Here is a 25,972-nt window from a genome sequence, read left to right on the forward strand (position 1 = left end):
TCTCCGAGTATTCATGAGATCATCTTAATCGTACAAACTTGTAGATTGTTACCTACACTGTATTCAAAGGAATATTTATCAATTACAGTGTTACAGTTACTTTTTGGTCTTGCGATTTCAAAATAATGCCATGTTCACCAGTCAATTGATTCGCTCCTACAACTCCGCTTACGTCTGTAATACCACGTAATACGATAGACCATGATTTAAGCGTCCCTTCTGCGGAGATATCAATGGTATTATTTTGACGGGAAGCTGTTACAACGGCTTCTTGCCCACCTTGCATATTGACCAGACGGATCGAAGTAGATTGCCCTTCTTCCAATTCAAAAATATGAAGTTCTACGCCATCGGTATAATCGTAATCTGGTTTGTTCTCTTCTGCACCTAGGGCAATAATGCTATTAGGCTTAACCAGTAAAGGTAAATTCATAAAGTCGAACGTTTCATTGTACCAGCGTCCACCTTGTACTACATCTCCAGTTAAGAAATTAGTCCATTTGCCTTCTGGTACATAATATGTCGCTAACCCTTCGCTATTAAAGATCGGAGCAACTAATAACGAATCCCCGAACATATACTGACGATCTAATGTATGTGTTGTCGGATCTTCATGGAAGTCCAGCACCATAGGACGCATCATCGGTACCCCTTGTTCAGACGCATTAACAGCCGCATCGAACAGATAAGGCATCAGACGGCATTTCAGCTTCGTAAAGGTACGCAATACATCAACAGACTCTTCATCGAACAACCACGGCACACGATACGATTCGTTACCATGCAGACGGCTATGAGAAGACAACATTCCGAATTGTACCCAACGCTTGTACACTTCCGGTGCAGCCGTCATTTCAAACCCTGAAATATCATGACTCCAGAAACCAAATCCAGACACTCCTAGAGATAATCCACCACGTAATGATTCTGCCATTGATTCAAATGTAGAAGAACAATCGCCGCCCCAGTGTACAGGGAATTGTTGTCCACCGACTGTAGCAGAACGTGCGAATAATGCCGCTTCATTTTTGCCAAGCGTTTCTTCCAACAATTCAAATACTACTTTGTTATATAAGAATGTGTAATAATTGTGCATTTTTACAGGATCAGAGCCATCATAATAGACAACATCGGTCGGAATACGCTCACCAAAGTCTGTTTTGAAAGAGTCTACCCCTTGATCAACAAGCACTTTCAGCTTGCTCTTATACCATGCGACTGCATCTGGATTGGTAAAGTCGACCAGACCCATCCCAGCTTGCCATAGATCCCATTGCCATACACTTCCATCTTTGCGTTTGACTAGATATCCATTTTCCATACCTTCATCAAATAAATACGATTTCTCTGCGATATATGGATTGATCCAAGCACAGATTTTGAGCCCTTTTTCTTTAAGACGGGTAAGCATTGCTTCTGGTTCCGGGAACATCCGCTCATCCCACACAAAATCACACCATTGGTATTCACGCATCCAGAAACAGTCAAAATGGAATACAGACAATGGAAGGTCGCGTTCTTTCATTCCATCGACAAAATGATTCACTGTTGCTTCATCATAATCGGTTGTAAACGAAGTCGTTAGCCACAGTCCAAATGTCCAAGCTGGTGGCAATGCAGGCTTACCTGTTAGAGTTGTATAGTTATCCAATACTTCTTTGGGATTGCGACCGCCGATGATGTAATATTCTAAGCTTTCGCCTTCTACGCTAAATTGTACTTTGGATACATTTTCAGAAGCGACTTCATAGGAGACTTTTTCTGGATGATTAACAAATACACCGTATCCTTTGCTAGACAGGTAAAACGGAATATTTTTGTAAGCTTGCTCACTACTTGTACCGCCATCTTCGTTCCAGATATCAACGACCTGACCATTTTTAACAAACGGCGTAAAGCGTTCGCCTAATCCATAAATATATTCACCAATCCCTAATTCCAATTGTTCGCGGAAAAAGACGCTATCTTCAGGTCCGTTGATATAACCAGGCCCACGATGAACACTACCTGTCAAATGACGACCGGCAAAATCAAAGCTAATGCCCCAATTGGTATTTTTACGAATCGTTGCTGTTAAATCTCCAGATTGAAAAACAGTACGATCCTCATCTTCGATCACTTGAACATCGGTCTCTAATTGAGCCAGTTCAAATTCAGGCAGTTTTTGCAGTCCACCTTTGTGATGGTTAAATTGTACTTTGATTACGTTGGGCATTGGAGAACTCAAAGAAGCTTTGAGCAATGCTCCATTTAACGTATCGCCTTTATGTACAATTTTTTTGGTAGCTGCATATAACGTTAGCTCATTATTTTTGTTAACAATATCGCGAATATCTACAGGATGTTGCATACTATACCCTTTGCGTGTCATCCAATAGCCATCAGTAAATTTCATGTCATTTCCCCCAATAGTCTTTATTTGGTTATTAAAATGTATTTGTGCAAATCGCTTACCTATAGTTATAATAATATTGATAAAGAAAGCGCTTTTCTTCTTTTATTTTGATCATATGTGTAAGGATATTGATCTTTGGCTGATTTGGTGAGGGGTGGGTGATCTTTGATGGGGGTTGCTGCGTGAAGAAGGCGGTGCTTGTCGTCGCTGTTGAAGGAAAATGCCTTGAATAACTGCTCAAGCAGTTGGCATTTTTCTTCAAAGGCGAGCGCTTCGCTCTTTCAGCATCTCCTCCTTCCCTCCGCTCTTGGTAGTGGATCATCCGCTTCTCACAAGAATGCAGGAAATTTCAATAGGGTGGTGTGTAGGAAATGCCCAATAACAGAGAAATGCGTTTGATGAATATGATGGTGATGACTCTTATGTATAGTGATGAGGAATTTAGCTTTTGGTGCTGGATATAGTATAAGAATATAATCACAAAGTTGTAGTTATTATATCTGCTTATGGACTAGATCCTGCCTAGTATCTGGTTATAGAAATGTTTTATATATCAATCCTCGTTTTGAAGAGTTAGTCGATATTATCAAAGCTGGTGTTCCAATTGGTAAAGTGTTGACCTTTAGAGATATCCCTTTATCTGATTAATATGTTCCACAGCGGAGCAGATGGAATGATTCTGGAGAAGTGAAGTGATCGCCTTTGTCAGCTAGTCTCACCATAAAGCGGTAATGAAACAAATTCGATGACAACAGCGATCGTAACAATAATCTATTTGTGGAACGTAAAGTAACTTCTAATATGAAATAGAAATTATTGCATACTATTTAAGGCGGTGATTGGATGATTCAGGAGCAGTTGCGTGAAGAGTTAAAAGAAGATCGGATTCATGGGAGTCTGATGTATCCGGTGAGTGTGTATCGGATGGATGATATTGAAGAAGAGACAGTGCTAGAATGTCACTGGCATGAAGAACCTGAATTGATTTTGGTGACGCAAGGAAGAGCGTTGTTTCAGATCGGTACGATTCCTTATGAAGTGCATGCAGGTGAAGCGGTATTTGTGAATAGCGGTGAGATTCATACAGCATATCAGATGGAACATGAATCCTGTAGCTTTGTAGCGACCGTGTTCAGTATGTCTTTGTTAAATAGTGCAGGGTATGACATGGTACAAGCACGATTTATAGATCCGTTGTTACGCAAGCAAATGGTATTACCTGTGCATATTCGTGGACAAGAAGTCTGGGAACAAGAAGTGTTAAAATTATTGACTGCGATTGTCGATATCAATGAGCAACAGACAGCGACTTGTGAACTGACTACCAAAGCTTATCTTTATCTTCTGTTTGCTCAAATGATTGAACATATGGATACTCAAGTCACTCCTCTGCCTGCTCCAAGTGATAAAGTAGAACGGCTCAAAACAGTACTCGGTCATATTCATGATCACTACCAGCAACCGCTGCGTTTGCGAGAATTAGCGGAACAGATCAATATGAGCGAAGGGCATTTTTGTCGCTTTTTCAAAAGTTTAACTCAAAAAAGCCCGATCGATTATATCAATCGCTATCGAACGCAACAAGCTTGCCGATTACTAGAAAGCAGTGATCGCAAAATTGTTGATATCTCTCTTGAAGTCGGATTTGATAGCTTGAGTTACTTTATCTCTGTATTTAAGCAACACCGGGGCTCTACGCCTTCTCAATATCGCAAACAGACCAATGGTGTCTCTAATTCATTGATTACTGAATTGCAAAAAAGCAGTCTGGAATAAGATATGATAACAGCAGGATTACCTATAAAAAAAGGAGAACAACAGTAAAGTTCTACTGATGTCCTCCTTAGCGTATTTCATAGTTATTTCAATGTATTGTTAGTGAACGACTTAAATATTTTGATCTATGTGTAATCAACCACGATGATCATTCAATACATATCGCTCTTCGTCCATACCGGTAATAAATGGAGTCACTTCATCAATAGCATATAAATGTAACAAATGCATCGCCCGCGTACATGCTGTATAAAATAATTTGCGTTCTGCTTCACGATGATATTGTTGGCTGGAAGCATCATATAATACAACAGCGTCAAATTCTACACCTTTGGCAAGATAAGCAGGAATAATAACTGTTCCTTTTTCAAAAGCAGGTGTATTTTTAGTAATTTTGCGCAATGTGATCTGTTCTTTGAGCACTTGATAAGCTTCTTCACATTCACTTTCTGTTTTACAAATAATCGCTGTATACTGATAACCTTGCTGTTGCAATCCATGAATATCTCGAATGATATCGTTATGCATCGATTCACGATCATCATATAGCGACACTTGTGGCTTATCTCCGCGGCGATTAAACGGAATAATATGCTCTCCGCCTTTCATCATCCCTCGTGTAAAGTCTACAATTTCATATGTCGAACGATAACTACGGGTCAAACGAATAATCTCGCTATTTTCTTTACCATACAATTCTAACAATGGATCTTCTTCATCAAACACCGAATTATGGCTGTAAATCGCTTGATTCAGATCCCCCAAAGCAGTCATTCGCGCACGCGGGAATAATCGCTTCATAAATTCTAACTGGAACGGTGAATAATCTTGCACTTCATCGACAATCACATGCTTAATCGCATGATTAGAACGGAATCCTTGCAATTGTTCTTTGAGATACAGATATGGTGTTGCGTCTTCATATCCCAATTCTCCTTGATCAAGACGGCTAACTGTTTGCCTTGCAAAATCTTCCCAACCTTCAGGTAATACACCATTATTGATTTTGGCAAATAATACTTCATCGGTAAACATTTTACGATAAACCGCTTTGATATCTGCAAAACGAAGTCGTTTGACCCATTTGCGTAACGGTTTGAGCCAATCATTCACAACCATACGTGCTGCTAATTCTGCTTCTAATTGAAAATCATCAAAAGAAGGCATTTTCCCTTTTTGCTTACGACGCATCATCGTATAAGCACGATGATAATCATCCGTACTCATCAACTGTACTTGCTCTTCTACCCATGCTTCTTTACGCTCTTTGCGTCCAAATAGACTGACTTCTTTAAGCAACCAATCACGCATTAATTCGATCCGATTTCCTAATTTGACAGCCGAATCAAATCCATAGAACTTATCTAGCATCTGTTGACGGGTTACGATATCTTTACCTTGAAAACGAATCGGACGGAATACCATGCCATCTGTTAATAATAGCTCGGTATAACGGCGAATGGCTTTGAGATAAGTTGCAGATGACTTGTACCGAATCCCTTGCACTCGTGCATCATGCTCCAGATCGTCTCTCCAGGCTAACAAGTATTCCATTTGTGAAAAGACATCTTCCAGATCAAATTCTCTGCCGATACGACGTTCTAAATACGCTTGAAATGTAGTCTGTAACATATTCTCTTCACCAAGCTCTGGCAATACGGTCGAGACATAACTATTAAACATCGAGTTCGGGGAAAAGAGTACCATCTGATCGGCACGTAAGCTATCCCGATAACGATACAGTAAGTAAGCTACACGTTGTAACGCTGCTGACGTTTTGCCGCTTCCTGCTGCACCTTGTACGACCAATAGACGACTACGATCGTTACGAATAACACTATTTTGTTCTTTTTGAATAGTGGCTACGATATTTTTCATTTGGTTATCTGCGGTGTGACTAAGAACTTGCTGTAACAATTCATCACCGATTGTAACCCCTGTATCAAACAACACATCGATCTTCGCATCACGAATGACAAACTGACGTTTTAACTCCATATTTCCTTCGATATTTCCGACAGGTGTCCGATAAGAAGCAGGCCCCGGTGCTCCATCGTAATAAAGACTCGATACCGGAGCACGCCAATCATAGATCAAAAATGTCTCTTCATCATCATCTAAAAAAGAACCAATCCCTAAATAAATATGATCTGTTGCAGGTTCACCGACTTCTTTAAAATCGATCCGTCCAAAATAAGGAGAACCTGATAAACGACGTAATTTATCTAAAGTCAGACTCGAACGTTTGTGAGCCAATTCAATCTCGGTCAATACCTGTGATTGCTGACGTAGACTCGTTGAAGTTTCTCCTACATCATCCGGCTCACTGAAGTTAACTGTCACTTCATCCCAGAAGTCTTTACGCATACCGACAACATCGCCACGCGCCGCTCCAACTTCTTGTTCAAGCACAGCCATTTTTCGATTGATTTTGGTTGTTACATCATCTACTCGTGCTTGTTCATCTTTCCAATCCTGATCATCTATTGCCATACTGGATCATCTCCTTTGTCTATGTCTACACATTCTATGCCATTATAAATTTGACAATATATATTAATTATGTTATGTTAAATCTATATTGATAATTTTGGAATATTTATGCTCTTTTGCAGACCAAATTTTATTGTACGCTCATCTATTACAAATTGCAAATACCAAAGCCGCATGTCTGGAATTATCCAGCAATGCGGCTTTTTTTGATGATTGCATGTATATCTTTTTTTATTTAGTCAAGATAATAGGCTCGCCTTTGGTAATAATCATCGTATGCTCATATTGAGCTACAAAGCTACCATCATCTGTTTTGAGTGTCCAGCCATCATTACCTTCTGCTACTTCTTCGGCTTTGGTAGATACGAACGGTTCGTAAGCAATAACCATTCCTTCTTTCCATAATCCGTTATCGGTAGGATCGTAATAACTCAAAATATATTCAGGATCATCGTGTAGCGACTTTCCGATACCATGTCCAGTTAGATTGGTGATGATAGTGAATCCTAATTTTTTGGCTGTATTATAAGTAGCTTTACCTGCATTGCTTCGTTTGGAACCTGCACGAATTTTCTGCGCTCCTGCTTCAAATGCCAAAATAGAAGCTTCACATAGCTGAGTTAATTTGGGATCACCGTTACCAACTACAAATGATACACCTGTGTCTGCAAAGTATCCATCTAATGAAGCAGATACATCTACATTGACTAGATCGCCTTCTTGAATAATACGATCACCCGGAATACCATGAGCCACTTCTTCATTTACACTAATACAAGTAAATCCAGGGAAATCATAAGTCACTTTAGGACCTGATAATGCACCATATTGTTCAAATAACTTAGCCGCATGCAGATCCAAATCGATCGTACGCATTCCTGGTTTGGTCATTTCTTTCAATTCATCACGAATAATCGCGACCACTTTACCTATTTTTTTTAATCCTTCGATATCTTGTTCTGTTTTGGCAATCATATCTTTTTCTCCTTTGTCGTAAACGTCAGGAAACGCCGACAAATAAGCAGGTATGATGGAGCCTGTTTTTTGTCGGCGACTTCGTGTCGCACTTCGGTATAATTCCTGATTCATCTTCTAGCTCATATTCTATATTGTATAATTAATCTTCACTCGTTACAAATAAATCTACTATTTTTCATTATTTATCATGTTAGTTTTATAAGAATTATCGTTGGCAAAACAACGCAAAAAGGAGAGAATCGCTCTCTCCTTCTTGTACATATTTAGTATGACAATCGTTTGTCATGCAGCCATACTCCGACAAGCTTCAGCGCAGTGACGGCAGGCTTCGGCACAACGTTGACAATGGTCATGATCATGTTTGGCACATTCTTGAGCACAATCTTCACAGATTTGCGCACATAACGCACAAATTTGTTGCATATACGGACTTTGCGAAGTCATAGCTTTGGCAGCATATGCACATATGTCTGCACATTCACGATCAAGTCGCAAACAGCCTCGCATCATATCCAAATGTTTTTCTTCCAGACAAGCGGCATAACATTGATTACAAGCTTCCATACATTCCAGACAAGCTTCTAGACACTTTTGTCTTTCCTCTACAGATATCATGTTAATTCCTCCTTGGTATTAAGTTCAGCTCTACTTGTCATTTAACCAAAATAGAGAACCTTAATACAAAACAAATGGAATTAATCTAAGTTATCGATAATACGATCAAGCATTTTAATCGTTATATTGCGCTCTTCTACAGTAAATCCATTAAATACATCTTCGATCGTTTGACTAGCTTTATCACCGAGATCATCTACAATACTACGGCAATAATCCGTCAAATAGATAAGATTGGTACGGCGATCATCAGGATGAGGAACACGTACCACCATCCCGCGTTTGATCATATTATCGATCAACCTCGATACACTGGGTTGATCTTTGCGAGACAGACGTGCAAGACGATTCTGTGTCTGCCCGTCCCGTCTCCACAAAAATGAAATCAAAATCCATTGTTCATGTGTAACCGGATAGCCACCATCACGAAAATATTGATTTAAGCGATTGTGTGCAAGACGTGTAGCAATAGAAAGTTTGTAACCAATTGAGTTCTCTAATGTGTAGGGGATATTCGTCATTCCCATAAGTCTCCTTTTAAACAGTCATCTTCGATGTATCGACTTGGGTATTATTGCTTCCAAGGCCAAGTCGGAAAATTTCTGCGTTCCTGTTTCTCTTCGTTTTCTTTTTCAACTGTATCATGTTTAGAACTGGTATGATCTACTAAGCGATTAAGGCGTTCTAATTGATAGCCATAATCATACATCACAGCGGCTACAATAGACAACCTTAGAACACCGCTAAAATTTTCTTGATAGCGATCAATCATTGTATCCAAAAATTGATCGTTTGCTTGTTCTACTTCTTCAGCCTCATGGCCATCATTTTTAATCTTATTATCCAGCTTCAGCAAAATATGCTCATGGAACTTAATTAATTGTTCCAAATGATTATCGAAATAATCATCTAACTGCGGAGTACGTTCTGCTTGAAAATAATGTTGCTCTATAGCAGTTAGCACATCTACTCCCTTCCTAAGCGCTGTTAGCATTTGTTTGTTCACTACAATGTGTCGATGACGACTGAATGAAGCTCGTTTTAATTTTTTGAGTTCTTCTTCCATCAGATTGTACTTATCGCTTAACGACTGAATCGAATTTTCCAGTGCTTTTTTTTCTTCGCGAAACACAGACTCTTTGATTTCATCTGAAACCGCTGTCCGTAAAAGCAAAGATAACTTAGCAAATGTATTCTCAATCTGCCCTTTAAATTGTTCTAATGGCTTAGGTGGTGCAACCAGTATATTAATTAAAAAGGCAGATACGATACCAATAATACTGAGTGAAAAACGATTAAGCGCAAATTGCCATTGACCTGAAGCTTCCATTACCGAAATAACAGTAACTAATGTCAGGCCAATCGTATCTCCCATTTTGAGACGCAAACAAATCATAATCACCACAACACACATTAAGCCAATCGCGATCGGCTCGTTAGAGAAAAACATTCCTCCAAGTAGTGCTAGTATGGCTCCTAATGTATTGGTCTGAATCTGATCCAGAAAATAACGGAAAGAGCGGTAAATCGATGGCTGCATCGCAAAAATAGCAGCAACAGCAGCAATTACCGGTGGCGTCAGATTAAGCCAGGAGCTAATGTATAAAGCAAGCGTAACCGCAATTCCGGTTTTGAGCATGCGGGCTCCAAAATTCACATGTGTTCCTCCTTCTGAATAATACGGGCTCGAATAGATTAATCTTTGAGTATAATAGTGTTGTGAAAATAGTGGAATATATAGTATTACCCCAGATTAGTCCTTTTGTGAAGCAGAAGGATGAACTTTTTTACCTCGAAGTCTACGCAGTAACGGTATACGATACTTTAACATCACCCATTTGATCACAATATAAATAATAATTGCAAAAATAACACTGTTTACAGCAGCTCCTGTAATAAAATCAACCCCTGCATCACGCCAATGATGAGACTGGTGTATCGGTTGCATATAATCTTCAGGCCAGTCTGGAATATCAATCTTAGGCATACTAGCAGGAAGACTGGAAGAACGCCATAATGTCACTAAAAAATGCCCTGTATGATAATTAAGAAAAAATGTTAAGGGCCAGACAAAAGAATCCAATGAAGCAGCAAAAATCGCTGCTGGCATAGCTCCTTTGAACAAACGCGTTAATCCTAATGACAATATGGGACCGATCCCTATCAGCGGATACCAACTCGGGAATAATCCTACAGAAAAACCAATAGCTACTTGATGTGCTCCTTTTTTTAAGCGAAGCAGGCGAATCATATTTAATTTCAAAAATCGTCCCGGGTGAATTTTTTTCATCAGGACCTCCAATCAGAGCCTTATCCATGTCAGTATTCTTTATTGTAACTGGTTCTTTTACGTAAAGAAAGTCTGGCTTCATGGAATTTGTCGAAATATGACAAAAAGCGCCCTTCCGTATGATAACGGCATTAGGCGCTCTGAAATGTATAGCAATATACCTACTACTCAAACAATAATTTTATCGCGGAGTAATTGTGCCAAAATATTGGGATAATCGGTGATAATACCGCCAACTTCCATCTCTATCAGCTTACGCATCATAGCAGGATCATTCACCGTCCATACATTATAGGTCACGCCTGCTTGCTGTGCTTGTTGAACAGCTTCTGCTGTCACTGTAGCATAATGAGAATGTAGAGCAGTAGCGCCTATACTGTTAGCATAATTCCACGGTCTTACCAGATTTTCCACATACAAAATCCCTGTCTGAATATCAGGTGCTAATTGTTTACACGTTTCCAGCGTATAATGATCAAAGCTTGAAATCACTACCCGATCAGCTAGACCATATTCATGGATAGAATCTACTAATTTCTGCTCAATCCCTATGTACGGCTCAATATTATTTTTGATCTCGATATTCAGGGTCATCTCTGTTGGTGCAATCCAGTTCAATAATTCGCTTAATAATGGCACATGTTCATTAGCAAATTGTTCACCATACCATGAACCTGCATCTAACGTTTTGATTTCATCATAAGTGACATCTTTGATCTGACCATCATATCCGGTAGTACGTTTTAAATTTTCATCATGGATAAGAACAAGTTGTCCATCTTTGGTCATTTGTACATCAGTTTCAATCCCGGTTGCTCCCAATTCCAAACTTTTCTCAAAAGCCGCCATTGTATTTTCTGGGCAATACCCGGAAGCTCCTCTGTGCGCGTAATTGATAATCGATTTCATGGAATAGCTCCTTTTCGATATAGCTGATTTGTAATGTAAGTATTTACTTTACCAATTATACACTTTAATGATTAGCAGAATATAAAAAAACCACCTTTTATATATTCTAAAAGGTGGTTTTTTGCAAAAGCGATTCAGAGCCTATTCATGTTAAGCTATTATTTTACAAGTGCTTTATTCGCTAATACTTGTGTATCAGCTAACATTTTTTGCATATCCATACCATAATGATTTCCTAGTAAAATAACGAGAACATCATCATCTAAATTATGCGTAAATCCTGTTGCATAACCTGTTCCACTACCATTGTGATAGATAGTACGTTTGCCGTCTACATTTTTGATCAAAAAGGCATAGCCATATGGCTTCAGATCCGAATACGTTGTAAACATTTTGTTTACTGTATCTTCACTCAAAATCGTATGATTATCAAACGATTTGTACCATTTCATCATATCGTCCAGTGTCGAGTAAAATGTACCTGTACCGGATTGAGAAACATAATAGCCTGCTTCATCCCAAGCATCGCCATCTTTTACATATCCAGTGATCGTTTTGGTTGCAGGTGTAGTCTCGCCTGTATCTTTCATATTCAATGGATCAAGGAACGTGTGTTGAATATACTGTCCGTACGATTCTCCAGATACCTGTTGAATAATATAAGCTAGCAATACATAACCCTGATTACTATAGTTAAATCGTTCACCTGGCTCAAAACGCAATGGTTTGGTTTTGATCTCATCAACAGTCTGCTCTAACGTCATTCCTTCGGTACGGGTAAAGTTAGAGTTAAAGCCTGCGGTGTGAGATAACAGCATATGCACTGTAATTTCGTTACCACGCGGAAAATCTGGAATATAATCAGATAGATGATCAGTTAATTTCACTTTACCATCTTCGATTAATTTCATCACTGCGGATGCAGTAAACGATTTGCTTAATGAAGCGATACGTGATTTGCCATCAGGTGGTGTTGCTTTTTCGCCACCAGCTAATCCATATCCTTTACGCATAATCACTTTTCCTTTGTAAGCTATCAAAGCAAGACCTGAATAATTTTGAGACTGTAAATACGTATCTACTGTTTTGGCAGAGCTTGCATATACTGTAGATTGATCTGGCGTCAAATTAATTGTAGTGACTTCTGGGGTAGAACTTACCGTCAAATTAGCTTTTAGAGAATCTGACAAAAATCGTGCAGGAACCATCATCGTACCGTATACGTTACGAGACACTTCTGGCATTTCAATCTCATATCCATCTAATGTAATCTTATTGGTATTCGGTGTATGTACAACCTTGTCTCCATGACTATACATAACAACAGAACGAGTCGATGCATCCCATTGCGCTGTTGCTCCTAATTCACGAGCAGCTTGGCGTAAAGGAACCAACGTTGTTCCTTTGGTTACAAATGGTGCAGTCTCCCAGGTAACTTCTTTGCCAGCAATCGTAATGATAGCGGGCTTTTCTGTAGTTGCTGCTTGAGCTTTGGGAGCGATATGCGAAGCAGGCGCAATTGTAGCAGTTAGTGCAGTAACGATTAGCAATTTGGTCGTTAATGATACCCAATTGCTCTTTTTAACAAATGTCATAACGGTAAAATCCTCCTAAATCAGATGTAGCATCAAACGCATGCTCACGTGGCCGGTAATATGCAGCAATATCTATTATAGTATTTCAGCCTTCGTACAAGCAAGGCGAATCATTTATTCGCTACCTTATACTTTACCAAAACCTTGTTATAAGTGTGTACGCTATATCTCCTCTAAAAGTTGTGCTGATCTCTGATTTAGTCCATTTTATGACGATGAAGTGAGTTGTTGTACGGCATCTTTTATTTTGAATTGATCAGCAATAGGGCCTGTACTGATCCAATACTTGGCATTTACAGTATATAGATGATTATGTTGAACAGCCGGCAAAGCTTGCCAGATAGGAGACTTCTGTAATTCGGCAAATTGAGACTGATCTTTCTGCAAATCTTCACTTGTGCCACCTGCGCTACCGGATGTAACAAATACATAATCAGCAGTGACTTCAGGAAGTACTTCTGTAGATAGATTTACATTTTGTTTATCAGGGTTTTCTGTGTGTAATTGAGATACAAGAGGCATAGGCAGTAGCCCTAGATCGTTGTATAACATGCCTGCATAACCTGGCAATTCTTTACCTTCTCGATCTTTATATCCTGGCAAATACAGACGAATATCTTTGCTAGTCGTCCGCACAAAAGCAATCGTAGCTTTTGAACCTACAGCTTTGGTAATTTCTTTTTTCGCTTGTTGAACCTGAGTATTATGATCTGCTATGACTTGTTGCGCTTGATCTTCCAAATCTAATGCTTTACCTATTTTGACAATAGATGTTTTCCAATCTTCACGATCATACACAATCGTAGGAGCAATTAAGCTTAACTGATCATATGTAGTTCGATCAATCGTTGCACTGGCTACAATCAGATCGGGTTGTGCTTCTGCAAAAGCTTCTAAATTAGCTAATCCACTATCCATATTTAGAATAGAGGCATTTTGAGCTTTCAAGCGATCTTCCAGATAATAGTTTTCACCGACAGATACACCTAATACTAATGGTGCTTGAAGTGAGAGTAAGATATCTTCCAAATTGTATGAAGAAATTCGCTTCGGATGTACCGGAATTGCTGTTGTGCCAAATACATGTTCTACTGATACTGTCTGTACAGAGTCAGTCTGTTGATTGGATGTAGCTGATGATTGTGATGTACCTGTATTCGCTCCACACCCTGTGATGATTACACATAGCATGATCACAAAGAAAGGTAACATTTTAACCCAAGATAATTGTTTCATTTTTTCACTCCTTATGTTAATTGAGAATAATTATCATTTATAAATATAACATAAGTTAGTCTATTGTGACGCTATAATGAGCATATTTTTAGATTTCGCTGTATACACGTTCAAATGCACAGCTCAAAAAACCTGCTAGTTCCCTTTAAGATGACTGTGCATCTATGAGAATGTAGCAGGCTTAATTTTTTAGCGCATGATAAAGAATTGCAATTACAATAAAACAATAGAATATTAGAAAAATTCGTTATAGTGTATCACTACTTGCTTTAAAAATTGCAAAGATTGATCGATACTCGGCGCTTCTAGCAAATGATTCGCGTCAGGAAAAACAACGGTGTCTATATAAGGTAAATGGTTTATTTTGTCCTGACTAAGATGACTGAACATAGGATCATTGGTGCCATAGATTAACAATCCCTGAGATTGAATAATGTACGGTACAGTCTGATCTAAAGGCGTTAAAAAAATATGACGTACCGGCAATGATTTGTATTGTTCAAATACGCCTCCTGCTATCAATGTACCGAGACTTTTGCTAATACTGATGTAGTTGGTATATCCAAATGCACTTAACTGGCTAATCACATCTGTACATTCTTTAATCAAAATATCTCGTTGATCTGATTCCAGTTCGGTTCGAGCCGCTTGATACCCGTATTCTAATTGCAATACATCATGCCCTTTTTCTAAAGCACTTTGGGCTGCGTAATACAATAAAGAACGTTCACAAGAATAACTTTTTCCCGGAAATAAAATGATTAGTGTAGAGGAACCTTGTGTCATATGTATATGTCTGCATTTTGTCCCCCAATACGAATCCGTTTCGATCATCTTCTTTTTAAGCAACATCATCGTCCCCCTCTGCAAGCTAGCCTGATTCCCCATTGCACAAGCTATCTAGTATTCACGTCATACAAAAGTAAAAGTTGTGTTCACATCATCCTTATTGTTGTAATCCTCTACGAATAAGATTGGCACTGACTGGCTCACGTCCCACTTCTCGCGCCCATACTGATAACTGCCCGACATGATGAATCTCGTGTGCAATCACATGACGCATCACTTCTCCATACGTTAATTGTTCTGTAGAGCCATCTTTACGTACGTTATGCAAAATTTTGGTTTCTTGCTCAGGTGTCCATGCTTTTACATAAGCGCCTACTTCTACATGCAATTGAGACGATAATGCACGTAATCGTTCTACGGTCTGATAATCTGTAAAGTCAGTAAGCAAGCTGTTCTGATCTCTCAGATCATTAATCCAGCTATACTCTACATCAATAATATGATAGAGCGTATACAAGATACTACCGACTCCGCCTGTACGTTGTTGTAATAGTTCCTGTTGTGATAATGATTCACACCAATCGAACCATTCTTGACGTACTTGCCAGTTATAACGAAATAACATCTCCATAATAATCCCTCCTTTCTTGTTGGTATAGATATGCTATTGAAAACAATGATACAGATAAGTCTTCCCATTCATACTGCGCTGTTCGGGATCATAGATATGAGAAGTAAGTAATTGTTCTACGGTTAATGAAAGAATAAATTTCTGCAACTGAATCTGATCATCAAATTGCAAACGCAGTACCTGATCATGTTGGTCATCTTCTAATGTAATATCCCAAGTTCCTATATTCGCGTTTGTCATTTTCAAGCACTCCTTGTTGATGTGTGTTAACCCATAGTATACATGACATCCCTTTATTTTTCCTATCATTTCCTCTGCCTGATTGTACAAATAAAATTACTTTACGACAGAACGACAGGCAAGCTATTTATCTATAGCAAAATAGAATGTATTAAGAATATCAACGCTATGATAGGGCACTTCTGTTTTATTATGTAATTTTTTCCTTATCTAAGTTGTATTTTTATCCAAATTTTTACTATAGATATGAAAGCTATTTTATCGCAAAGGAGGTACATCATGTCAGACCTAACCACCAATCAGACGTACGAACGCTATAAGCAACAACTTCAGCGGATCGCGTGGCGCTTACAATATCGTACTCATACACGCCTCCGTAAAGAATTACCTATCTTATATGATTTTAGTAGTTCACCTTCTTTTGCAGAAGAAGTTGATTCTCAATTACTGGTAGAGCAGTGGATTCACTCTCTACCTACTGTCAAAGAACAAGAAGTTATACGTTCTCTTTTTATTCAAGAAAAAACCGAAAAACAAGTTGCCCAACAATTTAATATTTCACAACAGGCGGTGAGCAAATGGAAAAAGAAAGCACTCCAATCCATCTATCAGAAGATGAATTATGCCAATTGATTCGTCAAGCAGCTACATCCGACAAAAATGCTTTGCAAAAGGTGATTGATTTGTTTGAACAAGAAATGATTTCATTAAGTCGATTTATTAAAATGCCTCAGGAAGATGCTTTGCAGACTCTTAAACTTGCACTGATCGAACTTATTTTAAGCGGCTTTTAAAACAACAAATAAGATCGTTTCTAGAAGATGTAGAAATGATCTTATTTGTTCGTTTTTAATAAAAATAAATGGACATCATAATACCCGATACCTCTGAAAGATAACTCCAGAGGATATCGGGTGTTTTAGTGCTTTGATGTAGAAAGAGTGATTACTGATATTAAACTTTAATTACTTTTTGCATTTTTTGCTGTCTTTATCATCGGTGTCTTCATCTGAGCGTGGATCATTATCAGTATCTGTACCTACTTTAAGTGTATCATCTGTTTCTGAATTGACAGGTCCAATCACTACCGTACTTGTGATAGGAGATACCAATTCTTCATAATCTTCTGCTGGAATACCATACGCCAGATCGAATACTTCTCCCGGTGTAAATCTTAAAATATCTGAACCCGCAACTGTTGTCGGTTCATTGTTATTGAATACGACCAGAATATGCGTTTTGTCTGTTAGTGGCGTAATCCAGTGCCAGTATCCTTGTGGAATAAACAGTACATCCCGAGCTTTAAGATGATATTTCTGCAACTGTTTGTATACAGGATCGAAAATAACAAATTCTAGCTCGCCTTCAATCACATAATCGTATTCCGCAGAATTGGGATGCCAGTGTGGCTCACGAATATTACCTTTGGTCATATACAAATCAGTTGATGCGACCCCTTCAAGTGAAGGAATTTGTGAAACATTTGTCTCATACCCTACATTGTCTGCGTTGCGACGAAATAATACATTACCTTGTGTGTTGAATTTTAAATTCGGTGATCCTGCCATGTGAATATCCACCCTTCTCTTATCCATAATAGTGTTAGGTTCGAAAAGGAATCCGGTAAGGAGTCGCTATTCTCTCGCGTGCATCCTTCCGTTTCGTTCCTACACTGGTATGGTAATTGGAGCGTGATGTATACAACCTGATTACCGATTTATTTTCAACTGATTATTGTTTTAATTCACTATCAGTAAAATGGCGTATACCTTTTTCTTGTTCAAATTTGTTCTGATTATACGTAGCAGAGCTTTTACGCGGGATCGATAGGCTGTCCCAAGGACTGGTTTTGAGCATTTTGGCAATATAGACGATCTGTCCGACATGATAAGGATAATGAGCCAACTGCCGATTGATCGCTTCAAGCAACGTATGCCCTTCATTACGAATATAGATAATATCTTCTAATTGGTGAGGTTCAACCTGATCTAATGTAGCAAATAAACATTGCCAGCCTTCTTCCCATTTGGCTATAACGTCTGTGGCGGTTGCGAGATCATTTTCAAATTCTGCATCTCGATTGCGCCATTCTTTCTCCCCATCGGTTGTCCATATATCAGTCCAACGTGATAACATATTTCCCCACAAATGCTTGACGATCATAGCAATACTATTACTTTCTTCATTAGGAATCATAAATAACTGTTCCTCTTCTAACTGAGCTATCGCTTTATCGCCTAATGTTTTGTAATACAGAAATTGCTTGCGCGCGCTTGATAATATATTAGTATAGATATCCATCGTTCCACGCTCCTCTGATCATTTTGTAATATTTCCCTTTTTCCTGTTATATAACAGTGTAAAGTACTGCAAGCGCTATTCCCAATTCTTTTTTATCATGTAAGCGATTAAATATTTATATAAGTAACTATTTACACTTTAGAAATAGGGATAAAATGTCGAAATATATATTATCGTGTAGTATTATTCTTCAATCAAGTCATTCATTTCAATATACTGGCTATTGGCATGAATAGGATAGATTGCAGTATGATAGATATACCGTAGCTTTTTCTACACAAATATTACTGATTAATAACTTTTGAATTGGTTTAACCATCTTATACAGTATAATGGTACTGCTCATTTGGATTGTGCATTGTTATATGCAGAAAGGAACTAACTATCATGAAGCACCATGCTAGACGCGAACGAGATAATGAACAATTACGAAGCAAAATTATGGATGCGGCACGTACTCTTTTTGTTACAGAAGGATACGCTCATGTGTCGATGCGTAAAATTGCAGATCGTATTGAATATTCACCAACAACGATTTATCATTATTTTGCAAATAAAGAAGCGATTGTACAAGAATTATTGCGTGAAGTGTACTCTCAATTTTTCACCGTTTTAACAAAGCAAGCAAATGAATTAGAAGAAAATGGATACGATATTCCAGTACGTCTATTTCTGGTTTCCAAAACGTATGTAGAATATGGTATTACGCATCCTGATCATTACGATATTATGTTTATCAGCAATCTTGAAGCGGTATCTAATGCAGAACTTGATGTTAACGATCGTCTCAATGGATATACGTTTCTCCATGAAGCGGTACAGATTGCGATTGATCAAAACTATATTATCCATGCAGAAGCAGATATGATTGTACGCTCACTCTGGGCGATGTTACATGGGCTGACTACAACATTATCTAGCTTTGCAGAAAATATTGGTCAAGAGGAAGAGCAATCAGCACAGACAACACAAAAGGATATACCGTCTAAAAAAGACAACAGTATATCCCCGTACAAACAGCAAATTGTCGACTTTACCCTTCGTCATTATATGAACAGTATTCTCAAGCCAGGTACAGTTTTACCCGATTCTGATCCTGTTCTATAATTTCAAATGATAAATAGCAAATCCTTCCCCGTTTATTCCACTGTAAGATAGCTGTGGATAAGCGGATAGGATTTTTTGTGCATCCGGTGAAGACAATATCGTAATCGTGGGCTGTAATGATAAAGATGCGCGTTTTTTGTCTGATCCCCCTAGTGTAAGCGACCAATTATGATCAGCTTCTGGATGAATGATCTTCTGCTCTCGAATATACTGAATTAACACTTCACGATTTTCTACAGGTACATCCAAGATCACACGCTCTCCATCTGGATTAGCAAAAGGTGTAGAATATGCCCGGTATTGATTGGTGACCACTATATATTCAGAATGATCTTCGATCTCTTTCCCCTGATAACATAAAGCTTCGATTCGATAGGCTTGCGGATTCAATATATATCCTGCTGGATGATAACGTGGTGGCTGACATACATTAATCTGATACGTTATTCCGTCGATTATATCAAAGTTAAACGATGGGAACTCAGGATTAATCAGCGCTTGCTCTGCTTTAGATTGTAGATCAATCTGCTGATAAAGACCCGCAGACCATTCCAGCCATTCTCGAATCTCTGCTCCGGTTAGACGAACGGCGCATAACGTATTAGCGTAATTATAAATATCTGAAGTATGCTGTAGCGTTAATTCGCCTGCTTCTATATAAGCGTAATAGTGAGGCCCATAACGTCCGCCTGTTTTGAACGCAGAAGCAGCCGACAATATAGGCAGATGACCATACGCATGATCTGATAACGCTTGCTCTGCATACCATACTTGCGCATTATTAATCACTTGCACATAAGCGCTATCCATAATGAGTGAAAAATAACTGTACAATGGAATATCACTTTCACCTACAGGCGTCTGAATATGATCCAGTATAATCTGATGTGGAATAGAAGCTATTTGTTCTAATTCAGTATCTGCTTCTACACTGGCAAGCCCTTGTTCCCGGTGATAAATCGCTCGTAATTGAGAAGAACCAGCTTGTACTGTCCAGATATCATTGTCATATTGTAAATGCAGATCGATCATACCAAGATGGCTTCCCCATACTCCTGCTTCTACAGCAGGTATCCCGTTAATTGTTCCTCGCTCCAGGTCTATCCCTTGTTTACCTGCAAATTCATTGCCCGGAAATAGCTTATGCGCATGACCAAAAAAAATCGCATCTATACCTTGTATCTGGCTAATCGGTAACACCGCATTTTCAGTAAGTACACCCGGATCTTCTGAATCTACATATCCTGTATGTGCAAGCATAACAATAAGATCAGCGCCTGCTTCACGCATCTGCGGAATCCAATACTCTACTGCTTCTACCATAGGTTGTACTGTAACTTTACTTTCCAGATGGGCTTTGTCCCATTGCATAATCTGAGGTGGCACTACACCAATCACACCGATACGAATAGGACGTATTTTTCCATCATTAGCTACAATCTGTCGCTCTAAAATCAGATAAGGTGGTAGTAATGTATCTGCTGTTCCTTCTCCTCTATCTGTTGACGAATCAATAGTGTCTATCGAAGTTTGATAAATATTAGCATTCGTATATGGAAAGTTCGCTCCTGTTATACATTGTCGCAAATAATCCAATCCATAATTAAATTCATGATTGCCTACTGTTGCTGCATCATAAGACAATTTATTCATTAACTGATACATCGGATGAACTTTTTCTCCACCTTCTAGCTCTGAATCCTGTTGCCAGAACAGACTGGAAGCGGCGTAATCGCCTAACGGATTCCCCTGCAAAATATCTCCATTATCAAACAGCAAATGATTATTCACTTCTTTACGTGCTTGATGAATCAGAGTTGCTGTACGCGATAAACCAATATCTACAGTCTCTACATTTCGATAGTAATCATATCCTGTAAGACTTACATGTAGATCCGTGGTTCCTAATAAACGCAACTGAGCTGTAACCGGTTGCCTGGTGTTCATGATAGACTCCTTCTTTCGCGTTCATAATCATAACCATTTTACAAAACATTTGACCACTGTTTAATATTTTACAAATAATTGACAGAATTCATCATTTGCGCTGACCCTTTGTATCCCATAAAAAAGTAGAATAGCATTTGTGGGTTGTTGATCATCATTTACAAATGTATAACAACTTTAAAAGTGATATTAACTATCATAGTTATACCTTAGCTGTTCGTAAATAGTAAATATCTAACCTACAAATGATTACATAAGGGAGTTTTGCATACTTCAAACTTGGCTATGGTCTACGTCATGTCTAGCTTTACCTACACAACCAGTAAGACTACTTTTCTAGGGGGAACTAAAAGTGTTTAAAAAAATATTAATGTTAAGTATGACTGTTGCTCTAGCAACAGGACTTGCCGCTTGTGGTAATCAAGCCGCATCTACAGGAACAAGCAATGCAGCCGAGTCTTCTAGCTATGTACCGACAGAATTGAAAGTACAATTTGTACCTTCACAAAATGCAGATACACTGGAAGCCAAAGCCAAACCACTTGAACAATTATTAGGAGATAAATTAGGGATTCCGGTCAAAGTTACTGTATCCCCTGATTACAATACAATCGTAGAAGCGATGGCTTCCAAACAAATTGATGTTGGTTTCTTGCCACCAAATGCTTATGTATTAGCTCACGACAATCGTAAAGCTGCGGATCTGTTGCTACAAGCACTTCGCTTCGGTGTTAATGATGAAACCGGTCAACCAACAACAGATAAAGTAAACTTTTATAAATCTATGATTATTGTTAAAAAAGATTCCAATATCAAAACATTGGCTGATCTTAAAGGTAAAAAAATGGGATGGCAAGATGTAACTTCTTCTGCGGGTTATGTATTCCCGGCGGCTGAAATGAAAGCAGCAGGTATTGATCCTGATACCGATGTACAAGGTGTAACGATCAAAGGACATGATGCAGCAGTAATGGCTTTGTTAAATGGACAAGTTGATGCTGTCGCTGTATTCCAAGATGCTCGTAACAATGTTAAAAAAGATGTTCCAGACGTATTTGAACAAACACGTGTCCTTCACTTTACGGCTCCAATCCCGAACGATACGATCAGCGTACGTTCAGATATGGATCAAGCATGGCGCGATAAAATCAGTCAAGCGTTTATCGATATTGGTAATGATCCAGAAGGTAGCAAAATTATCCAAGAAATCTACAGTCATGTAGGTTATGAAAAAGGCGACGATAAAAACTTCGAACCTGTTCGTAAATATGCTGAAGCTGTAGGTCAAGCTACGAAGTAAACCAAGAATGTAGTGAGCATTGAGCAGCACCGTCCTTTTTTACGGGCGGTGTTTGCTATTTTACATAGCACACTGGATAGCAAGCTTACTTATTTTGCGGACAGCATCATGACATTATTATTCTGAATATAGAAAGTTGGCAAATCATGATTACATTCAATAACGTTTCCAAAGTTTATCCTAACGGCACCAAAGGACTTAAAAATATTAATCTTACGATCCATGAAGGTGAACTGGTTGTGATTGTAGGTTTGTCCGGTGCAGGTAAATCTACGTTGCTTCGTTCGATCAATCGGTTGATTGATATTAGCGAAGGGGATATTCAGATCAATAGCCAATCGATCACATCTGCTTCCGGTGCCAAATTGCGCCGTATCCGTCGTGGGATCGGGATGATTTTCCAAAGCTTTAATCTGGTCAAGCGTTCGACTGTGATGCGTAATGTATTATCCGGTCGAGTCGGTCATCATTCTACATTACGTACTGTATTCGGCATGTTTCCTAAAGAAGATCATGAATTGGCTCTAGATGCTCTAGCACGTGTTAATTTGCAAGAAAAAGCATACAGTCGTGCAGATCAATTATCCGGTGGACAGCAACAACGGGTATCTATTGCGCGCGCACTGGCGCAACAACCTCAGATTATTCTAGCTGATGAACCTGTTGCTTCTCTTGATCCTTTAACGACCCGTCAAGTAATGGACGATCTTCAACGTATTAATCAAGAACTTCAAATTACGACGATTATCAATCTACACTTTATCGATCTGGCTCGTGAATATGCAACTCGTATTATCGGGTTACGGGCAGGAGAAATTGTATTCGATGGTACGCCTGCTGAAGCAACAGACGATGTATTTTCTCATATTTACGGACGACCAATTCATCGTGATGAAGTATTGGGCGCTAATGCACCGGGTGAAGATATCGTTACTGTTATTCCAGATGCCTCGGATATCAAAGTAACTTCTGGAGAACCATTATGAATATGACGATCGAAGCACCGACAGCTCCCAAAAAATATAAAAAAATCTTAACATGGTTGTTCTTTGTCGTTGTACTTGTGTTATGTAGTATCCAAACGGAAGTGACCCCTTATCAGCTGATACGTGGACTACCGCAAATGGGTATTTTACTGGGCGAAATGTTTCCTCCTGATTGGAGCTACTTGCCTACGATCTGGAAGCCTATGGTTGAAACGGTACAGATTGCGCTAGTAGGGACGATGTTAGGTGGATTGTTAGCGATCCCTGTATCGTTATTGTGTGCTTACAACATTGTACAGAGCCGATTAGTGTCTTTGCCTGTGCGATTAATTCTAAATCTGGTACGTACGATTCCTGATCTGTTATTTGCTGCTATCTTTGTAGCGATTTTTGGAATAGGGCCATTTGCAGGGATGTTAGCAATTCTATTTTTCTCTTTCGGACTGATAGCCAAGCTTACATTTGAAGCGATTGAAGCGATCGATCCAGGCCCTATGGAAGCCATGACAGCTGTCGGAGCGAATAAGATTCAATTGATTGTGTTCGGAGTGATTCCGCAAGCATTGCCTTATTATATGTCTTATCTACTCTATGCTTTTGAAATCAACGTACGTGCTGCTTCTGTACTCGGTCTTGTCGGTGCTGGTGGGATTGGTCTGTTACTGGATCGTTCTCTAGGATTGTTCCGGTATGATCGGGCAGCGATGATTATTTTGCTCACGCTTGTGATTGTACTGGTTATCGATTATGGAAGTAATGTATTGCGGAGGAAATTACTATGAATCATACCTTACCTGCTAAGCCACTCTGGCACAAAATTCGTCCGTATTGTTGGGTTCTTTTTCTAGTTGTTGTATATGTATGGGCATTTAACGGTCTTCAATTTGAAGGTATTCAATCGACTGCCAAAAGTGTATCGTTATCGATTTTAGATGGCTTTTTGCATCCAGATTGGTCATTTGTCTATGATCCAGCAGGCGAAGATTTATTGCGTGGATTGTTAGATACGTTAATTATTTCGATACTGGGTACATTTATTTCTGCATTTTTGTGTATTCCATTTGCTTTCTGGGCGGCATCCAATATGAGCCGTCGTCGCCCTGTTTCTGGAACCGGAAAGTTCAGTCTTAGTGTGATTCGTGTATTCCCTGAAATGATCGTAGCTATCTTATTTATCAAAGCGGTAGGCCCGGGTTCATTTGCCGGCGTACTGGCATTAGGTATTCACTCGATCGGGATGCTTGCCAAATTATTTTCTGAAACGATAGAAAGTATAGATACAGGCCCTAGTGAAGCGTTAACTGCTGCTGGAGCCAGTCGATTGCAAATTTTGTGGTTTGCTGTATTGCCACAAGTGATTCCACAATTTCTGTCATACTCATTGTATCGATTTGAAATCAATATTCGCTCTGCTACCACACTCGGTCTTGTCGGTGCAGGCGGTATCGGAACACCACTTATTTTCGCGTTAAATATGCGTAATTGGAACCGAGTCGGCGTGATTCTATTAGGCATTATCATTCTTGTTATTTTAACTGATCTGATCTCCGGTTGGATTCGGAAGCGGATTGTGTAAATGAAAGAAAGCATGATTACTCAAGTGTTATACAAGAGTAGTCATGCTTTTTTCGTTTGCATTGGACACTATATGATTTTACATGTAAATACTAATGTTCAATCTCTGCTTCATATTCTGCTTTTTGCTGTTCCCAATACTGCTTATCTTCCTCTGTAATAGCACGTAGTACTTTGCAAGGATTTCCTACAGCGATTACGTTGTCAGGAATATCTTTAGTTACAATAGATCCTGAACCAATGACAACATTATTCCCAATCGTTACACCTGGATTAATCACTGTATTTCCACCTACCCACACATTATCTCCTATTGTAATTTCTTTGCCGAATTCTAAAAGGGTATTGCGCACATCAGGATCAATCGGATGCCCCGCAGTATACACACCTACTCTGGGACCGAAAAACACATTGTTCCCTATCTTTACTTTGGCAACATCAATAATAATACAATCAAAATTCGCATAAAAATAATCGCCAACTGTAATATGACAACCATAATCACAACGGAACGGTGGTTCAATAAATACTTTTTCACCCACCGATTCAAATAATTGCTGAATTAATTCCGTCCGATACTCCTGTTGTTCTTCGGTTGTGTTATTAAATAATCGGGTAAGCATCCGAGATTTTTTATTATCTAGCGCAAGCTCTCCAACCCCTGCCATATATAATTTCTGTGCTAGCATTCTTTCTTTATCTGTTGGCATATGTATGTTCCTCCTTAATTCGTCATGTTATTTAATGATCTGATGAATAACAAAAACCATCCCTTATGATACAGGAATGGTTTTTCTAAGTATATCTAT

At 38.9% G+C, this 25,972-nt stretch carries 25 protein-coding genes; 8 read left to right on the top strand and 17 right to left on the bottom strand.

Annotation, left to right across the window (positions count from 1 at the left end):
- Positions 1-82 precede the first annotated feature (82 nt).
- Positions 83-2,395 (bottom strand): alpha-xylosidase, encoded by a 2,313-nt coding sequence (yicI, locus tag QCD85_RS01030; RefSeq protein ID WP_301261381.1) that lies wholly within the window; start codon positions 2,393-2,395, stop codon positions 83-85.
- Between the two features lie 843 nt (positions 2,396-3,238).
- On the opposite strand from yicI, the gene QCD85_RS01035 reads away from it, so the two are divergent.
- Positions 3,239-4,171 carry a helix-turn-helix transcriptional regulator gene (locus tag QCD85_RS01035; RefSeq protein WP_273615681.1) on the top strand — a complete coding sequence of 311 codons (933 nt, stop codon included), beginning with the start codon at positions 3,239-3,241 and terminating at the stop codon, positions 4,169-4,171.
- Between the two features lie 135 nt (positions 4,172-4,306).
- Here QCD85_RS01035 and helD read toward each other — a convergent pair whose 3' ends face one another.
- The 12 genes from helD to QCD85_RS01095 form a co-directional block, all read right to left on the bottom strand.
- The gene (gene helD, locus QCD85_RS01040) at positions 4,307-6,664 is read right to left on the bottom strand and encodes an RNA polymerase recycling motor HelD (protein WP_301261382.1); all 2,358 of its coding nucleotides are present in this window, start codon (positions 6,662-6,664) and stop codon (positions 4,307-4,309) included.
- A 231-nt stretch (positions 6,665-6,895) separates the two neighbouring features.
- The gene (gene map / locus QCD85_RS01045) at positions 6,896-7,639 is read right to left on the bottom strand and encodes a type I methionyl aminopeptidase (RefSeq protein WP_274170371.1); all 744 of its coding nucleotides are present in this window, start codon (positions 7,637-7,639) and stop codon (positions 6,896-6,898) included.
- Positions 7,640-7,924: 285 nt separating this feature from the next.
- Complete coding sequence (locus QCD85_RS01050; RefSeq protein WP_274170372.1) at positions 7,925-8,257, bottom strand: four-helix bundle copper-binding protein; 333 nt, start codon at positions 8,255-8,257, stop codon at positions 7,925-7,927.
- A gap of 80 nt (positions 8,258-8,337) precedes the next feature.
- Positions 8,338-8,778 (bottom strand): MarR family winged helix-turn-helix transcriptional regulator, encoded by a 441-nt coding sequence (locus tag QCD85_RS01055; protein ID WP_069326325.1) that lies wholly within the window; start codon positions 8,776-8,778, stop codon positions 8,338-8,340.
- Between the two features lie 50 nt (positions 8,779-8,828).
- Positions 8,829-9,914: an FUSC family protein gene (locus QCD85_RS01060; RefSeq protein ID WP_273615678.1), complete on the bottom strand. Its 1,086-nt coding sequence runs from the start codon at positions 9,912-9,914 to the stop codon at positions 8,829-8,831.
- Positions 9,915-10,010: 96 nt separating this feature from the next.
- Positions 10,011-10,547, bottom strand: a complete 537-nt coding sequence (locus QCD85_RS01065) for a DUF2062 domain-containing protein (protein WP_273615677.1) — start codon at positions 10,545-10,547, stop codon at positions 10,011-10,013.
- 168 nt (positions 10,548-10,715) lie between these two features.
- On the bottom strand, positions 10,716-11,456 hold the full coding sequence (locus QCD85_RS01070; RefSeq protein WP_301261383.1) for a glycerophosphodiester phosphodiesterase: 741 nt from the start codon (positions 11,454-11,456) through the stop codon (positions 10,716-10,718).
- Between the two features lie 158 nt (positions 11,457-11,614).
- Positions 11,615-13,051 carry a serine hydrolase gene (locus QCD85_RS01075; RefSeq protein ID WP_273615675.1) on the bottom strand — a complete coding sequence of 479 codons (1,437 nt, stop codon included), beginning with the start codon at positions 13,049-13,051 and terminating at the stop codon, positions 11,615-11,617.
- Between the two features lie 207 nt (positions 13,052-13,258).
- On the bottom strand, positions 13,259-14,287 hold the full coding sequence (locus tag QCD85_RS01080; RefSeq protein ID WP_301261384.1) for an ABC transporter substrate-binding protein: 1,029 nt from the start codon (positions 14,285-14,287) through the stop codon (positions 13,259-13,261).
- 234 nt (positions 14,288-14,521) lie between these two features.
- Positions 14,522-15,136, bottom strand: a complete 615-nt coding sequence (locus QCD85_RS01085) for a hypothetical protein (RefSeq protein WP_301261385.1) — start codon at positions 15,134-15,136, stop codon at positions 14,522-14,524.
- Between the two features lie 97 nt (positions 15,137-15,233).
- A complete protein-coding gene (locus QCD85_RS01090; protein WP_301261386.1) occupies positions 15,234-15,707 on the bottom strand; it encodes a DinB family protein in 474 nt (157 codons plus the stop codon).
- A gap of 33 nt (positions 15,708-15,740) precedes the next feature.
- Positions 15,741-15,947 (bottom strand): hypothetical protein, encoded by a 207-nt coding sequence (locus QCD85_RS01095; protein ID WP_273615671.1) that lies wholly within the window; start codon positions 15,945-15,947, stop codon positions 15,741-15,743.
- A 279-nt stretch (positions 15,948-16,226) separates the two neighbouring features.
- On the opposite strand from QCD85_RS01095, the gene QCD85_RS01100 reads away from it, so the two are divergent.
- Together QCD85_RS01100 and QCD85_RS01105 are read left to right on the top strand one after the other, a co-directional pair.
- On the top strand, positions 16,227-16,580 hold the full coding sequence (locus QCD85_RS01100; RefSeq protein ID WP_273615670.1) for a sigma factor-like helix-turn-helix DNA-binding protein: 354 nt from the start codon (positions 16,227-16,229) through the stop codon (positions 16,578-16,580).
- Positions 16,526-16,741 carry a helix-turn-helix domain-containing protein gene (locus tag QCD85_RS01105; protein WP_273615669.1) on the top strand — a complete coding sequence of 72 codons (216 nt, stop codon included), beginning with the start codon at positions 16,526-16,528 and terminating at the stop codon, positions 16,739-16,741. Before QCD85_RS01100 ends, QCD85_RS01105 begins: the two co-directional genes overlap by 55 nt.
- Positions 16,742-16,912: 171 nt before the next feature.
- On the opposite strand, the gene QCD85_RS01110 is transcribed toward QCD85_RS01105, so the two are convergent.
- Positions 16,913-17,515 carry a cupin domain-containing protein gene (locus QCD85_RS01110; RefSeq protein ID WP_301261387.1) on the bottom strand — a complete coding sequence of 201 codons (603 nt, stop codon included), beginning with the start codon at positions 17,513-17,515 and terminating at the stop codon, positions 16,913-16,915.
- Positions 17,516-17,678: 163 nt separating this feature from the next.
- Positions 17,679-18,248, bottom strand: coding sequence for a DUF1572 family protein (locus tag QCD85_RS01115; RefSeq protein ID WP_301261388.1), 570 nt, complete (start codon positions 18,246-18,248; stop codon positions 17,679-17,681).
- Positions 18,249-18,635: 387 nt separating this feature from the next.
- On the opposite strand from QCD85_RS01115, the gene QCD85_RS01120 reads away from it, so the two are divergent.
- Positions 18,636-19,355, top strand: a complete 720-nt coding sequence (locus tag QCD85_RS01120; RefSeq protein ID WP_301261389.1) for a TetR/AcrR family transcriptional regulator — start codon at positions 18,636-18,638, stop codon at positions 19,353-19,355.
- Here the strand turns inward: QCD85_RS01120 and QCD85_RS01125 are convergent.
- Positions 19,350-21,302 carry a bifunctional 2',3'-cyclic-nucleotide 2'-phosphodiesterase/3'-nucleotidase gene (locus tag QCD85_RS01125; RefSeq protein WP_301261390.1) on the bottom strand — a complete coding sequence of 651 codons (1,953 nt, stop codon included), beginning with the start codon at positions 21,300-21,302 and terminating at the stop codon, positions 19,350-19,352. The two genes, QCD85_RS01120 and QCD85_RS01125, sit on opposite strands and share 6 nt — an antisense overlap.
- Positions 21,303-21,654: 352 nt before the next feature.
- Here QCD85_RS01125 and QCD85_RS01130 point away from each other — a divergent pair, with 352 nt between their 5' ends.
- The 4 genes from QCD85_RS01130 (at position 21,655) to phnE (QCD85_RS01145) (ending at position 25,164) form a co-directional block, all read left to right on the top strand.
- Positions 21,655-22,602 carry a phosphate/phosphite/phosphonate ABC transporter substrate-binding protein gene (locus tag QCD85_RS01130; protein WP_273615664.1) on the top strand — a complete coding sequence of 316 codons (948 nt, stop codon included), beginning with the start codon at positions 21,655-21,657 and terminating at the stop codon, positions 22,600-22,602.
- Between the two features lie 146 nt (positions 22,603-22,748).
- A complete protein-coding gene (gene phnC / locus QCD85_RS01135) occupies positions 22,749-23,588 on the top strand; it encodes a phosphonate ABC transporter ATP-binding protein (protein WP_273615663.1) in 840 nt (279 codons plus the stop codon).
- 2 nt (positions 23,589-23,590) lie between these two features.
- Positions 23,591-24,370 carry a phosphonate ABC transporter, permease protein PhnE gene (gene phnE, locus QCD85_RS01140; protein ID WP_273616278.1) on the top strand — a complete coding sequence of 260 codons (780 nt, stop codon included), beginning with the start codon at positions 23,591-23,593 and terminating at the stop codon, positions 24,368-24,370.
- Positions 24,367-25,164, top strand: coding sequence for a phosphonate ABC transporter, permease protein PhnE (gene phnE / locus QCD85_RS01145; protein ID WP_274170380.1), 798 nt, complete (start codon positions 24,367-24,369; stop codon positions 25,162-25,164). Before phnE (QCD85_RS01140) ends, phnE (QCD85_RS01145) begins: the two co-directional genes overlap by 4 nt.
- A 91-nt stretch (positions 25,165-25,255) precedes the next feature.
- On the opposite strand, the gene QCD85_RS01150 is transcribed toward phnE (QCD85_RS01145), so the two are convergent.
- On the bottom strand, positions 25,256-25,873 hold the full coding sequence (locus QCD85_RS01150; protein WP_301261391.1) for a sugar O-acetyltransferase: 618 nt from the start codon (positions 25,871-25,873) through the stop codon (positions 25,256-25,258).
- Positions 25,874-25,972 lie beyond the last annotated feature (99 nt).

It is taken from the genome of Paenibacillus sp. PsM32 (assembly GCF_030433815.1).
In the GTDB taxonomy this organism is placed as follows: Bacteria; Bacillota; Bacilli; order Paenibacillales; family Paenibacillaceae; genus Saccharibacillus; species Saccharibacillus kyungheensis.